The organism is Neorickettsia risticii str. Illinois (genome assembly GCF_000022525.1).
In the GTDB taxonomy this organism is placed as follows: Bacteria; Pseudomonadota; Alphaproteobacteria; order Rickettsiales; family Anaplasmataceae; genus Neorickettsia; species Neorickettsia risticii.
In genome coordinates, this window is record NC_013009.1 from 407,483 (window position 1) to 421,029 (window position 13,547).

13 protein-coding genes are annotated in these 13,547 nt (G+C 39.3%); 6 read left to right on the top strand and 7 right to left on the bottom strand.

All coding sequences use genetic code 11. From position 1 onward, the window contains the following. Window positions 1-322: 322 nt before the first annotated feature. Window positions 323-1,303: a Mur ligase family protein gene (locus tag NRI_RS01980; protein ID WP_015816324.1), complete on the bottom strand. Its 981-nt coding sequence runs from the start codon at window positions 1,301-1,303 to the stop codon at window positions 323-325. Between the two features lie 336 nt (window positions 1,304-1,639). Between NRI_RS01980 and pstA the strand changes: the two genes are divergently transcribed. From pstA to NRI_RS02000, 4 genes are all read left to right on the top strand, one after another. Then, complete coding sequence (pstA, locus tag NRI_RS01985) at window positions 1,640-2,767, top strand: phosphate ABC transporter permease PstA (RefSeq protein WP_238523035.1); 1,128 nt, start codon at window positions 1,640-1,642, stop codon at window positions 2,765-2,767. Between the two features lie 6 nt (window positions 2,768-2,773). Then, window positions 2,774-3,787 (top strand): ABC transporter ATP-binding protein, encoded by a 1,014-nt coding sequence (locus NRI_RS01990; protein WP_015816325.1) that lies wholly within the window; start codon window positions 2,774-2,776, stop codon window positions 3,785-3,787. A 12-nt stretch (window positions 3,788-3,799) separates the two neighbouring features. Then, complete coding sequence (gene tatA / locus NRI_RS01995; RefSeq protein WP_011451871.1) at window positions 3,800-3,955, top strand: twin-arginine translocase TatA; 156 nt, start codon at window positions 3,800-3,802, stop codon at window positions 3,953-3,955. Window positions 3,956-4,234: 279 nt separating this feature from the next. Continuing rightward, complete coding sequence (locus NRI_RS02000) at window positions 4,235-5,005, top strand: thiazole synthase (protein WP_015816312.1); 771 nt, start codon at window positions 4,235-4,237, stop codon at window positions 5,003-5,005. A gap of 286 nt (window positions 5,006-5,291) precedes the next feature. On the opposite strand, the gene folP is transcribed toward NRI_RS02000, so the two are convergent. Together folP and folK are read right to left on the bottom strand one after the other, a co-directional pair. Continuing rightward, complete coding sequence (gene folP / locus NRI_RS02005) at window positions 5,292-6,077, bottom strand: dihydropteroate synthase (RefSeq protein ID WP_015816327.1); 786 nt, start codon at window positions 6,075-6,077, stop codon at window positions 5,292-5,294. Window positions 6,078-6,321: 244 nt separating this feature from the next. Further along, the gene (gene folK, locus NRI_RS02010; protein WP_015816328.1) at window positions 6,322-6,882 is read right to left on the bottom strand and encodes a 2-amino-4-hydroxy-6-hydroxymethyldihydropteridine diphosphokinase; all 561 of its coding nucleotides are present in this window, start codon (window positions 6,880-6,882) and stop codon (window positions 6,322-6,324) included. A 15-nt stretch (window positions 6,883-6,897) separates the two neighbouring features. Here folK and metK point away from each other — a divergent pair, with 15 nt between their 5' ends. Further along, window positions 6,898-8,130, top strand: a complete 1,233-nt coding sequence (gene metK, locus NRI_RS02015) for a methionine adenosyltransferase (RefSeq protein ID WP_015816329.1) — start codon at window positions 6,898-6,900, stop codon at window positions 8,128-8,130. Between the two features lie 2 nt (window positions 8,131-8,132). Here the strand turns inward: metK and NRI_RS02020 are convergent, their stop codons facing one another. The 4 genes from NRI_RS02020 to NRI_RS02035 all read right to left on the bottom strand — a co-directional run bounded on the left by NRI_RS02020 (window position 8,133) and on the right by NRI_RS02035 (window position 11,279). Beyond that, window positions 8,133-8,537 carry an IS1/IS1595 family N-terminal zinc-binding domain-containing protein gene (locus NRI_RS02020; protein WP_448605933.1) on the bottom strand — a complete coding sequence of 135 codons (405 nt, stop codon included), beginning with the start codon at window positions 8,535-8,537 and terminating at the stop codon, window positions 8,133-8,135. A gap of 18 nt (window positions 8,538-8,555) precedes the next feature. Then, complete coding sequence (locus NRI_RS02025; protein WP_238523036.1) at window positions 8,556-8,975, bottom strand: YbaB/EbfC family nucleoid-associated protein; 420 nt, start codon at window positions 8,973-8,975, stop codon at window positions 8,556-8,558. A 244-nt stretch (window positions 8,976-9,219) separates the two neighbouring features. Next, window positions 9,220-10,431 (bottom strand): DNA polymerase III subunit gamma/tau, encoded by a 1,212-nt coding sequence (gene dnaX / locus NRI_RS02030; RefSeq protein ID WP_015816333.1) that lies wholly within the window; start codon window positions 10,429-10,431, stop codon window positions 9,220-9,222. 188 nt (window positions 10,432-10,619) lie between these two features. After that, entirely contained in the window at window positions 10,620-11,279 is a 660-nt protein-coding gene (locus NRI_RS02035) for a CADD family putative folate metabolism protein (protein WP_238523037.1), read from the bottom strand. Between the two features lie 327 nt (window positions 11,280-11,606). Here NRI_RS02035 and htpG point away from each other — a divergent pair, with 327 nt between their 5' ends. Beyond that, the gene (htpG, locus tag NRI_RS02040) at window positions 11,607-13,469 is read left to right on the top strand and encodes a molecular chaperone HtpG (RefSeq protein ID WP_015816335.1); all 1,863 of its coding nucleotides are present in this window, start codon (window positions 11,607-11,609) and stop codon (window positions 13,467-13,469) included. Window positions 13,470-13,547: the final 78 nt, after the last annotated feature.

Sequence of the window (13,547 nt, forward strand, 5' to 3'; positions counted from 1 at the left end):
TCAGACGTGGGAGTACTAGGATGTATTTTTTTCCTTTGATTTTTTACCTATCAAATCTTACTCCGCCGGCCAGCTTACTAGTTCTGTCTTTCTTATCCTTTGCAAAAGTTTCTTTGTTCTTTGTAAGCTTGCGCAAGCTGGAGTTTTGAGGGCTAACGATTGCGACTATATTGTCGTTAGTTGGCAGATTTTCCTTATTAAAATCTCCTATTAGTCTTCTATAGATAACCAGCGCAATTAAATTTTTTTAACTAATCCGTTAGGGGCATGATGGAGTCGTAATTTGTGTCCCAAGCACTAGGTACCGTGATATTTTTTCCATTTATGTAGTAGCCATATTATTTTGTGGTTCCATTTTGGATTGAAAGACAGAGAGAGTGTTATTTAAACTATTACGAGTAACTTTTAGTTTTAAGGCTTTCATTACGCCTATCGTAGCAAGCACTGCACATTTAAGATGTTGGTTGTGATCAGATAGTTTATATGTTTTTTGCGATCTACCTATCTTCACTACAGCAGTGTTATTTGAATGGCTAAGTAATCGGACATCGCAATTCTCATTTCCCCCAAAGGAGATGATTGTTGCTTTGTTTTTTCTTGCTTCTTGGAGGAGTAATTCAGTATAAGGTGTATCAAAATTAAGCACGGCTACACACCCGTTTTGAAAAATTTTTGCTTTTTCCCTTACAGTGGATTCTCTTAAGTCTATCGACCTAGCTGGGTGGAATCTGATATCCGTTATTACTCCTACCTTTGGAAGTGTAATTTGATTAAATAGATCAATATTTCCACTGTGAGTTGTATCAACTTCTAAAACCAAAAACTTGCATGGAAAATCTGCGTTTAATATACCCAGAGTGAAACCCGTAAAATCCCCAGCACCATCTTCGTTATAGCATGTTTTACCGTAGTTCTTGAGTAATGTAACAATTAAATTTTTTGTTAAGGTTTTACCACTGCTGCCAGTGATGCCTATAACAATTGGTTGATAATTTCTTATTAAGATTGCAGCTAATTTTTCCATTGCTCGCAGTGGGTCATCAACCTTAATGATAGGAATTGGAACTTTCGGGCATGCGGTATCTTTCTTCGTAATTATTGCCAATGCACCATTCAAATATGCAGTCTCTATAAGATGATGGGTATCATGGTTCTTTGCATCTGCTGTAACGAATATTTCACCCTTTCCAACTTTTTCATAATCCATCGAAAACTTGCTTCTCGAGATGTCAATTTTTGCTTGGTATTCACAAATTAGCTCTGCCTTCAGAATGCTTCTAATGAGATCCGCAGTTAGTAACATAAGCAGTACCTATTGACCACGCATTGGTAGCAGATATTAGGTATTTTACGATAAAAGTAAAGCAAAATAATTTATTTTTTTTATATTTAACGTAATATTTACATAACAAACTAACTTAAATATAGAACCGAAAGCATAACATATAAATTTTATTGGGAATATCGATTTTATGTACTTCGAAAAGGTGGCATAATCCGTTTTTTGCTGATTAAATTTGAGTTCATTCTAGTTGTAAAGGTATAATGGAGGTTCCGGAAAAACTTGTCTGTAATGAACATAAGTTACCTTCGTTTGAAGCTTAATACGCGTAGTTTTACCAATAGGTTTTTCTCATTTATGTGCGTTTTTTGCGCCTTTCTTCCGGTAGTTTTCCTTTTTGTACTCCTCTTTAGTACTTTTTCAGGAGCATATAAAGCTCTTCAGCAAACAAAGTTTGCAGTTGACCTGGAGAAGGTAGGTGTTGCATCTGGTAACTCTCGTTACGAGATACGGGAAAAGTTCATAAGCTATTTGAAAGATCAGCTTCCATGGGAGGAAGATCCTTTTACTATAATGAATTTTTTTAGTAACTATGCGGTAGACGAGGTGTTAGAAGCCTTGAACGTTGGAGAAAAAAAGGTTTGGACGACAATTTCCGGCGAAGCAGATACAGTCCATAAATATGGACACTCCGGGAGTCCCGGAATGAAAAAGGTTGTCCAGTATTTTTCCGAGCACGGACTTTTGAAAAAGGCATTCAATTATAAACTTTTCATTAATCCTGATTCTAGAGATAGTAGCCAAGCTGGTATAGTAGGTGCACTAATCGGGTCTTTGTATACTGTATTTGTTAGCTTGTTGGTTTCTTTTTTTATCGGTGTTCTGACGGCTTTGTGGCTTGGTGAATACAGCAGTAGAAGCAGTATCACGAGAGTCCTTGAAGTGAGTATTAATAACCTTTCATCTACTCCGCCGATTGTATTTGGTATACTTGGCCTAACGTTCTATATAAATTTCCTTGGCTTGCCTAGATCTTCCTCTCTGGTTGGAGGACTGACCTTAGCATTTATAATGTTTCCTATTCTAGTGACTTCTTCTTTACATGCGATCAGGAGCGTACCCGATAATATAAAGCAAGCTGCGTTTGCTCTGGGTGCATCAAAGGTTCAGGTTATCCTGCACCATGTATTACCCATTTCAATGCCCGGCATAATGACCGGAACCATCTTAGGGATTGCAAGGATTTTAGGAGAGTCAGCACCTCTACTGATGATAGGAATGGCTGCGTTTGTTGGTAGCATTCCGGAAAGCATCAAAGAGCCGGCAAATGTTTTTGCGGTGCAGATCTACATATGGGCGACTAGTCCTGACGTTTCAACAAATGAAAAGACTTCCATTATGGTACTTGTGCTTTTGCTTTTACTTCTTACGCTTAACTGCGTCGTCCACTTTATCAAAAAGGTATTTCACTACGATTTCCACTAAGATATTATGAGTTTGTCTCTGAAAGACATTTCGCACCGTTACGAGCATTTTTCTATAAAGAAGGTTTGTTTTGAATGTTCTAGAGGGAAAATTGTTTGCTTAGTCGGTGAGTCCGGAAGTGGGAAGTCGACGCTTTTACGTTTAATAGCTGGTCTGGAAAATCCTTTTTTTGGTACCATAAAGATTTTGGATAGAAAAGTCTTTGATCATGTAGAGAAAATTTCTGTCCCGACTGAGAACAGAAATATTGCAATGATTTTTCAGCACTCTTCACTTTTTCCGAATAAGACTGTGCTTGAGAATGTCCGTTTTGCTTTAAAAAAGACTGGAAAGGGTAGGATTGCTGAAGAAATGATTGAGTTAGTTGGAATGACAAAGTACAGTGGTGCTTTGCCTTTTCAAATCTCCGGGGGACAGCAGCAGCTTGTCACATTGGCTAGAGCTTTTGCGCAGTTTCCTGACATCCTCTTGTTGGACGAACCATTTTCGAATTTGGATACCACCTTACGGACGAAAATAAGGGAGGATATGATTTCTCTCATCAGTAGCAAGAATCTCACTACCGTCATTGTGACACACGATCCCTACGAGGCGTTAGAAATTTCCGATACCATAGTTGTTATGGATGAGGGAAAAGTCGTTATGCAAGGTGTCGCAGAAGAAGTTTACTACAATCCCGCGGATAAAAAGACGGCTGAACTCTTTGGTATCATTAATGTGATAGAAGGGCAAATTATTAAGAATAAGTTTTGTTGTGATTTTGGAAGTTATCAATTAGAAGGTGAATTTCCTGACATTGAAAGAAAAAATGCTTATGTAAGGCCGTGTGGCATAAGAGTGTGTTTCTCAGGAGAAGGGCGTGAGGCGACAGTCTGTAAGGTGAGAAGTTTTTCTAAAATATTTAATGTTGAGTTATCTGGAAAAAGCTACTGGGTACAGGGCTCCGTGGATGTTTTGCCAAAAAAGTATGATAAAATCTTCCTTCGATTAGATCATAAAGATCTAATTTTTTTTGATTGATAAGGAGGTTATATGTCATTAGGACCCTGGCAGATATTGCTTGTTTTTCTTATAATTCTCGTTCTTTTTGGAGCTGGAAAGTTGCCTCAAGTCATCTCGGACATAGGTAGAGGACTTAGGACACTAAGAGAAGAGCTTAAAGATTCTGAGAAAAAAGCGGAGCGTTAGCGTCTCTCGTTTTTATTCTGGTGGCAAAGCAACTTTTGCTTTGCCACTCCTGAGTTAATCGGACTTTTTCTAGCTGTGCTTTTAACTGCTTGCAGTTGGTTCTTTTCTCCGTCCTGTTTGGTTCTGGGGATGCCTGTTGTTGGATTGTCCGTTTTTTTGCTTAGGGTGAGACTATTTGATCTTCTGTGTTCTGAATAGCGAGGTTTGAAAAAGCTTGTCTTGGATCCTATTTAGCTGGTAATCTTTTTAAGTCGCTAATGATTCGAGATCCCAGCATTTATGCCCGACCACTTAGAAATTGCAGGAAGAAATTTCACCTCTCGTTTGATCGTTGGTACTGGTAAGTACAAGAGTTTCGATGAGACTGTTAAAGCAATAGAAGCCTCTGGTGCCGAAGTGGTCACAGTTGCTCTAAAAAGGGTGAACATTACTGATAATAAACGTGAAAGTTTGCAGGATTATCTCGATCCTAAGAAATATACTTATCTTCCTAATACTGCCTTCTGTTTTACTGCGGAAGAAGCAGTTCGGCATCTAGCTCTGGCAAGAGAAATAGGCGGCTGGAACCTTGTTAAAGTAGAGGTTTTTTCAGAGAAGGAGTTTCTTTATCCGGATATGCAGGAGACGTTAAAAGCAGTCAAAATTTTGGCTGGAGAAGGATTTCACGTTATGCCGTACTGCAATGATGATCCCGTAATGTGTAAAAGGCTAGAAGAAAGCGGTGCGGTTGCGATTATGCCACTTGCAGCGCCGATAGGTTCAGGTTTAGGTATACAGAATCTTTTTAACTTGAAGGTTATTGTGAAGCAATCTAAGGTTCCGGTGATAGTGGATGCTGGAGTTGGTACGCCATCAGACGCTGTAATAGCAATGGAAGCTGGTTGCGATGGGGTTCTTATAAATACTTCAATAGCAAAAGCGCGTTTTCCTCTTCAAATGGCAAAGGCGATGAAATATGCTGTTCATGCTGGTAGATTAGGCTACTTGGCTGGTAGGATGTCACCTCAACAGTTTGCTTCTCCTTCCTCAAATAGTTCGGGTATTGTTTGAATTTATTGTTAGATATGCTCCTTGTCCAGAAAAGAATTTGAGGCCCTTTTAGTTTTCCGCTGCCCCTCTCGCATGTGTGTACATATTGCATGCATTTCCTAGGAATGATCCGTTAGGGAACAATGAATCTTCAGTCTGGGTTTTGCTGCTTCTAAATTTCCAGGGTAGTACTCTGTCTGTTCTGCGCTTTCCTCTGATATTTTTTGTTAGAACGACAGCTTTCCCACGCTAACACATTTTTTTCTTTGGAATAAGTTCTTCCAGATGAAGAATTCAATATAATGATTTAAAAGAAGTTTGAACGTAACACATGGTGTTCCTTTACTGAGTGCACCCTTATGTACTCAACTTTTTTTGTAAGTAAGATAGCGGATATAGGAAGGGTGAAATTTACTCCAGGACACTGATCATTTAAGTGCTTAACGAGCCTTTTGTTTGAGTGACCAGCGAAAATCGGCAAGGAGAAACACCTTAGGCTTTCTACACTCTTTATAATTGTATAGCACTGCTGATTCGTTTTCCCAAAGCCTAAACCTGGGTCGATTAGGATATTTTTCCTTGGTATACCTATTGACTCCAAAACTGCTAATTTTTCTTCAAACCAGGTTTTTAAGGTTTCAATGACATCTATATTATCCGGAAGGTTAAGATCCCCTTTTACTGGTATGGTTAATGCATGAGGTAAGACAAGTGGAAAATCTACCTTGCCTTTTCTAACAAGGAGTTTTGCTACTTCCTCTATATTTTTCTGACTGTTAATAAATGTAACGCCGTTTTCTAGAGCAAATTCCACCGTTTCTGGATTGTAACTATCGATCGCTGCAACGATACCATGCTTCTTACATAGCTCTACTATCTCCGGTAGGATTCCGTCTAGGCGGTTTATTTCTTCCCTCTGTGAAATTGGATCTCCATCTGGTCTTGTTGACTCCGCACCCATTTCTATTATATCAGCGCCATTTTGTATCATGTGCAGTGCGTGCCTTATAGCATCATCCTTCTTAAAAAATTTTCCTCCATCGAAAAATGAATCCGGGGTAATATTTAAAACCCCAACGATTTTTGAAATCATTATCTTAAGTTTTATACAAATATAGAGCAGGATATACAACTTATATACGCTCCAGTATAAGGGAGTCAACAGTATACCTGCTTGGTTCAAGATCTACAGATTCGGATCAGTTATAACTACACTTATGCTTATAGTGTATTCACTGAGGTGACATTTTCGGACAAGTGAAATCAATCGGCATGGTAATAGTGAAACAGGAGATCTTATAGGTACGGTAATGGTGTATATACCTTATACGCGAGAACTAATATTCTTTTAGTTGGTGCGAAAACTTTGTGTCTTTACTTTGTGGACTAATGTGATCTTCAGAAGTGAAACTCCTTCTAGTGTTTCTATTGTAATTAAGCAAAGCCTGCCTCATGTTTATTTTACAGATTGGATGACGCAGAAGAGGTAATATTTCTACTGTTGGTTTGAGCGTAAAGTACCGGTTCAGAACTTCTTTGTGCGGGATCCTGAGTTGTTTTTCGAGTAGGATAGCCTTTCCCCAAAATAAGATATCGATATCTATAGTTCTTGGGGAATACTTACCTAATTTGATCCTTTTCATCTGCTTTTCTATCTTTTTGAGGCGATTCAGTGTCTCGAATGGCCCGAAGAGTGCTCTTCCGATAACAACAGCATTGTGATAATCCATATTCCACTCTTCAGGAGCATTCTTTGTTAGAAGCGCTTTCGTTTTAATCATTGGAGAAAGTATTTTTCTTGTCACAGGTAACTTTCTTACCGCAGCTAAAATATTTTTTTTCGTATCACCTACGTTTGAACCCAGGCCAAGTACTACTAAATAATTTCTCTGAAGCATCACCAGAGGATCATAATGGAAAAGTACAGGGCGGTATTGTATAATGCCTCCCTGAAATATAAAAGATTTTCCTATATTTTTATGCATTTTGGGTTCAGGTATTTTAGCAGCGAGGCGGTTTTACCTGGTCATCCTGATAAGATAGCTGATCGGATCTCAGATTTGGTTTTGGACACTTATCTTCAAAAAGATCCTTCATCCAGAGTAGCAGCTGAAACAATGGTGACTCCGGATAGGGTTATTGTAGCTGGTGAGATCTACGGTCCAGAGATTACCAATGCAGAGCTGGAAGAAAAAATTCGCTTGTTTTTAAAAAGTGTAGGATATGAAAAACACTTATTGGACTGGGAATCTTTGGAGATAGTTAATCTTTTACATGAACAGTCCCCCGAAATTTCTGCGGGTCTACGGCGTTCAGCTAAGCTAGGCGCCGGTGATCAAGGTATCATGTTTGGATACGCAACTGATGAGACGCCTGTTGGTATGCCGGCCCCGGTGTATTATGTGAGGGAAATTATTCGTGCCATAGGAGAAAATCCTCTCTTTGGGCCAGATGGAAAAAGTCAGATTACAGTTGAATACGATTTTTCTGGGAGACCAGTTGGAGTTACCAATGTAGTTGCGTCAGTACAGCATCCGGTAGGGATGTCTACACAGGATGTCAGAAATATGTTGTTGGAAAAGATAATTTCTGTTTTACCTAAGGATTGGTCATTTTCAGCGGATAGTGTCATTATTAATCCAGCCGGTGCATTTACAATAGGTGGTCCTAAAGGGGACTGTGGTCTGACTGGAAGAAAGATAGTTGCAGATACTTATGGAGGTGTAATTCCAAACGGTGGTGGTGCATTTTCTGGTAAAGACGCAACTAAGGTTGATCGTTCTGCGGCTTATCTTGCGCGGTATATTGCGAAAAATATAGTTTTTTCAGGTGTGGCAAGCAAATGTGTTGTACAGTTATGTTACGCAATTGGGATGGACGCCCCATTAAATGTGCAAATTTCCACGCCCGGAACTACTGCCTGTGACGAGGAGATTTTTTCTTTGATTGGGGATAAAATTGATTTCTCTCCTTTAGGTATATCCGCCCTTCTTCATCTGGATAGGCCGATATATCTAAAAACATCGACAATGGGTCATTTTGGTCATTCATATAGTCCTATGGATATGTCTTTCAAGTGGGAAGATCTCGACTTAGTTCCCGCAATACAGGAGAGACTAAAAGAAGTAAAAGAAAGAGTAAGTTGATCTCACTTTTCGCTGGCTGGCTTGCGTATGGTGATACAAATTAATTCCTCCGTGATGCGTGTCAGTATGACCTCCGTCTCGCTACCTAAGTCGGCACATACTATTTCAAGATTACTTCTCTCTGAAATGCTCGAGGTTTTCTTGGAAAAATCTTCCCCGAATGAATCACTAAACTGATTAACCCATCGCATTACCGTCGGTGGGGATACCGAAAATATCTTTGCAACGGAGTTCATCGAGATCCCAGAGAGAAAAAGCTGCACGGCATGCATCTTTAAACGAAGTGGTGCTCCGTGCTTTTCGTTCCTGCTGAACTGACACCCACAATTCAAGCACTTATACCGTTGCTTTTCTTTTGTTTTACCGCTCTTGATAAACTTCACACTGTTGCACTTTGGGCAATGCACTGCAGAAATTCTCGGAATTCAGAAAGGTGGCTTTTTCATGTCAAAAGGCATTGGAAAACCTTTTAACAAGTTATCTTCAAAGGATTCTTCATCCTTTGAAGCGAGATCTTTTGCGTGATTGTACGCAGCAATTATGAGGTCTGAGAGGATGCACATATCTTCTTCCAGCTTCTCATCTATTATTATTTCTTTAAGGTCAAAGTTTCCATCGATTATAACCTTAACCATTCCACCAGCAGCCTCACCTGTATAACGAGCATTATCCTTTTTTTGTTTGATATCACTCATTTTTTTCTGCATTCCTTTGAGCATTCCCTGAATGTCCATACGAATTACCCCACAATAGTCGATTACTCTCTCCCTGAGGGGATAGTAGCATTCCTTCCTTAATTTTGCCAGCTTTGCGTTTTTATTGAAGAATAAACAAATTTGAAGCATAAACAGGTCTGTATAGTACAGTAGAGCCTTCAGAGGGTTTACTCTAGATTTTTCCTATATAGAGAACAATCTATCTTGCTATTGTCTTAAAAAAATCTTTGTCCCACACACTGTGCTGTGTTTGTGTTGAATATTTCTCATCCGTTCACTATGAGAGACTGTCTGGCTAATTTTTATATTCGAAAAATATAGCTGCCAACTCAGCGACTACATGCTTGAGGGTTGCAGCTTCTATAGCTATTTATTAGTCTAACAATTCTGAACCACCAAACTCTTTAAGTATATAGTTGGTCAACTCAGCAGAATTCGTACTGTTGTTCTTAGATATTTCAGAATTGCTAGGAGGCGTTGTACACACTTCATTTGAAAAAATCTTTATAATTTCTCCTGGAGAAGGTAAGTCGGCTATATATGACATTCTGATTACAGCAAGCTCAGCAACATTGTGATCGCAATTAAAAGATTTAATTTCCTCAATGCTGGAAAGCATGCATTGTGCAAGTCTACAAAAAAATCCAGACTTACTGTCATCTCTAGCGGTGAGTTTATCCTGGATCTTTTCGTTTATCAATGCCACAAGCTCCATAAAAATTGTAAGCATCTCGTGCCCTTTGGAGTACAAATCATTTAATTTACCAAGCGAGGTTTTGCAATCACCTGCAATGATGGAGTCCAATAGCATGTATACTTCAGATAGGTCTGCAAGACCCATCTTGTTTCTTAAGACATCTACTGTGATTTTTCCTTCAGAAGGATGAAGAGTAACTTGTTCCAGAAGAGATAAAGCATCTCTAAGCGAGCCATCCGCTTTTTCTGCAATGAATTTTATGGCATCTTGAGCGATTTCAATTTGTTCTCTCTCAGCAACTTGGGTGAGTCTTTCCGTGATTACGAACCTACTTAACCTCGAAAGTCGATAATGTTGGCATCTTGAGATTATAGTCGCAGGAATCTTTTGCAATTCCGTGGTTGCGAGGAAAAATTTTACATGTTGCGGTGGTTCTTCAAGTAGCTTCAACAGTGCATTAAAGGCACTTTGAGAAAGCATATGAACTTCATCAATGATATAACTTTTGTATTTCGAGAGAAGCGGCTTGTAAAGCGCACCTTCTATCAACATTCGAACATCTTCGACGCCTGTATTGCTTGCTGCATCAATTTCCAGAACGTCCGGATGGGATCCATTCAGTACTGATAAGCAAGAATCACATTTTAAACAAGGCAGAACATCCATCCGATTTGAGCACAGCAGAGAAAGAGTCACTGCTCTTGCTGTTGTTGTCTTTCCCGTTCCATAGGGACCTGACAGCAAGACAGCACCAGCAACCTCATCTCTCGCTATTGATGCGGAAAGGCACTTGACCAGAAAATCCTGCCCAACAATTTCATTGAGTAGACGCGGCCTATATTTGTTTGCAAGCCCTATGTAACCCATCCTAACGCGAGACAGACCCATTACAAACCATACACGGAAAAACTATGTCCACGCAACAGCTGCAGACTTTCCACCTAAGCCCACAAAATTGGGCTTAGGTGAACTATAGAAAAAACAGGCAGCCACTCTCACCCCGGGAAAAAAGCGAAGAATACTCGAGCAAATTCAAACGTAACAGCATCTCTTTCCAGACGAACGGGACTAAAAAGTCAAACGTTCAGATGCCCACCTTTTAATCTGATTTCTTCCATTCCATCCAGAAATCTCCACAAAGCAGAAGCAAGCTCAAGAGCTCCTTTCCTTGCTGACTCTTTCTCGTGCTCGTCCATTTCTTTGATAAGATCTTCACATTCTTGAGAGTGCCACTTATCTGCTTCTTCATGCACGGAAAAGAACTTCAGCGCCCTTTCATCATTCACAGAATGGAATTTCTTCAGGCTGGCTATTTTTACACGTGCTATTTCGGGAATTTGTCTTTCATACGCGTATAAGGCGCCTATACCTTCAGCGACAGAGCTATTTGACAATCTAAAAAATGTGCTGCTTAAGTTCTTGGTTGTTTCAAGCAACTTTGCATTTCTAACTTTTTTACTCTCTAATCCGATGAAGGAACAAAAATCCAACCACAACTTTGGGTGATTTTCCTCTCCCTTTTCCTCATCGATTAAATTGTCAAGCAACACCTGCCTAGTCTCCATATCCAAACATTTTGAATGAAGAGTACTAAGGTACCTAGGTGTCTCATTGACGTGATTAAAGTACTGGCAAGCGTACTCTTGTAAATCTCTTTTAGATAATTCCCCTCTTTCCCAAGCTTGATAAAAGCAGTGTCTAAGGAGGGATTTAGGTTCTAATTCTCTTGCAAACATCGGAAGACAGAAAAAAGCACAAGCAGAAGTAAAACACAATATTGAACTGTTTTAAAGTGTTCACTTGACACTAAAAGTAATTAACGGTCGGCTGTGTATGGCTAGATAAATTCCTGCATTCTTGAATATAACATTCGTGTAACATAGGACCCTCTGAGTGGAAAAAAATCTCAATAAAAGCTGCTATCCCACTATATGGGTGGTTCTGTAGTACAAAGTCTCCTTTATTTTGTCTTTTCGATCCCATGGTAACGTGTTTGGGATTGAAATTATGAAATAAGACACTTATATCTTCTCGAGTAGACTTGGGACTTTTATAGCTAATTCATGGAGAAAACAGAGCATAAGAATACTTATTCTTTTGATGCGGATGCATCGAAGGTTTTGAATTTGGTTATACATTCTCTTTACAGACATAAGGACGTTTTTCTTAGGGAGCTCATCTCCAATGCGTCTGACGCTCTGAATAAACTACGTGAGGCATCTTACTTTGATCAAGAATTACTTGAAGATAACCCTGAGCTTGAGATTCTTATCTCTCTTAATAAGGAGAAAAAAACATTAGAGATCTCGGATAATGGGATCGGAATGGACGAAAAAGAGCTTGTAGACAACTTAGGAACAGTAGCCAGATCTGGAACTGAGAAATTTTTGGAATCACTTAAGGACAAAAAAGTCGATTTAATAGGGCAGTTTGGGGTTGGATTTTATTCAGTCTTCATGGTGGCAGATAAGGTTGAAGTGGAGACAAGAAAGGCAGGTACAAAAAAAGGTTATATTTGGGGATCTCGTGGAAGAGATAGCTTCTATGTTGATGAACTTGGTGGAGGTGTTTCTAGGGGAACAAAGATCAGAATCTATCTCAAGGATAATTCTGAGGAATTCTTGGATAAGTTCAAGCTAGAGCACGTTGTTGTAACAAATTCCAATCATATTGCCTTCCCAATATACCTGATTGACGAGAAGGGTGAGAAAGATCAGATTAATTCTGCGAGTGCTATATGGACGAAGAACAAAACTGAAATTACTGATGAAGAACATCAAAACTTCTTCCGCGATGTTGCACATGTAGGAGGAAAGCCATGGATGATCATCCACAATAAAAATGAGGGTAGCACTGAGTATATAAATTTGCTCTACGTGCCGTCCATAAAGCCGTTTGATCTCTACAATCCTGATAGGAGGACTTCTGTAAAACTGTACATAAAAAAAGTTTTCATAACCGAAGAGAATGTACAGTTAATTCCTCAATACTTGCGGTTCCTAAAGGGTGTAGTGGACTGCGCTGATCTTCCACTCAATATAAGCAGGGAAACACTTCAATATAATAATGCACTTGTTAAGATAAAGAAGTCCTTGACTAATAGGGTGCTTAATGAGCTTAAAAAAAGGGCAGATAGCAATCCTGAAGAGTATATCTCTGGGTTTTGGAACAATTTTGGGGCTGTTTTAAAAGAAGGCCTCTGTGAAGCTATGCCAACAGATGAAAGGGAGCGTTTATTTGCTTTGTGTCGTTTCTATTCTCTGAAAAAGGAGAAGCTTGTCAGCTTGGATGAATACATACAGGATATGCATCCGGAACAGAAAGAAATCTACTGTCTAGGCAGTACAAGCTTGGAGAGTGCTAAAAATAGTCCTCAGCTTGAGGGTTTTGTTAGCCGTGGGTTGGATGTGTTGTTTTTTACTGATCCAGTAGACGATTTTTGGATAAGTGTTTCTCATGAATATAAGTCGTACAATATTAAATCGATTACCAGGTCTAGTATTGATCTTGATGCTTTTGCCGAACTTGAAAAAGCAGGACAAGAGGTTCAACAGCATCACGATAAAGAGATAGATCGTTTGATAGCAAAAATGCAAGAAGTCTTGAAAGATGAAGTTGAGTCTGTAAGAATCTCGAAGAGACTCACGGAAAGTCCTGTGTGTCTTGCCGTTCCAGATGGTGCAATGGATATAAGGATGGAGAAGTTTATGCTTGAGCAGAAGCAGCTTCATTCTAGATCAAAAAAGATTTTGGAAATCAATACTTCTCATCCTGTCATTGGAAAGATAATTGGGAAAATCGATCTTCCTGAAGTAGATGAGTGGATACTTCTTCTCTATGACCAGGCGTGCATTTTACAAGGTGATGAAGTAAGCAATCCCATGAGAATGTCTAAGGCGCTAACCAAGCTGCTTTTGATGACATGATCTGGGGTGGCTGTCTTGTAAGTATAGTGCACTAGAAACCGTTTTTAGATGCTGAGTTTGTTAGTAGCATTTTTTTAA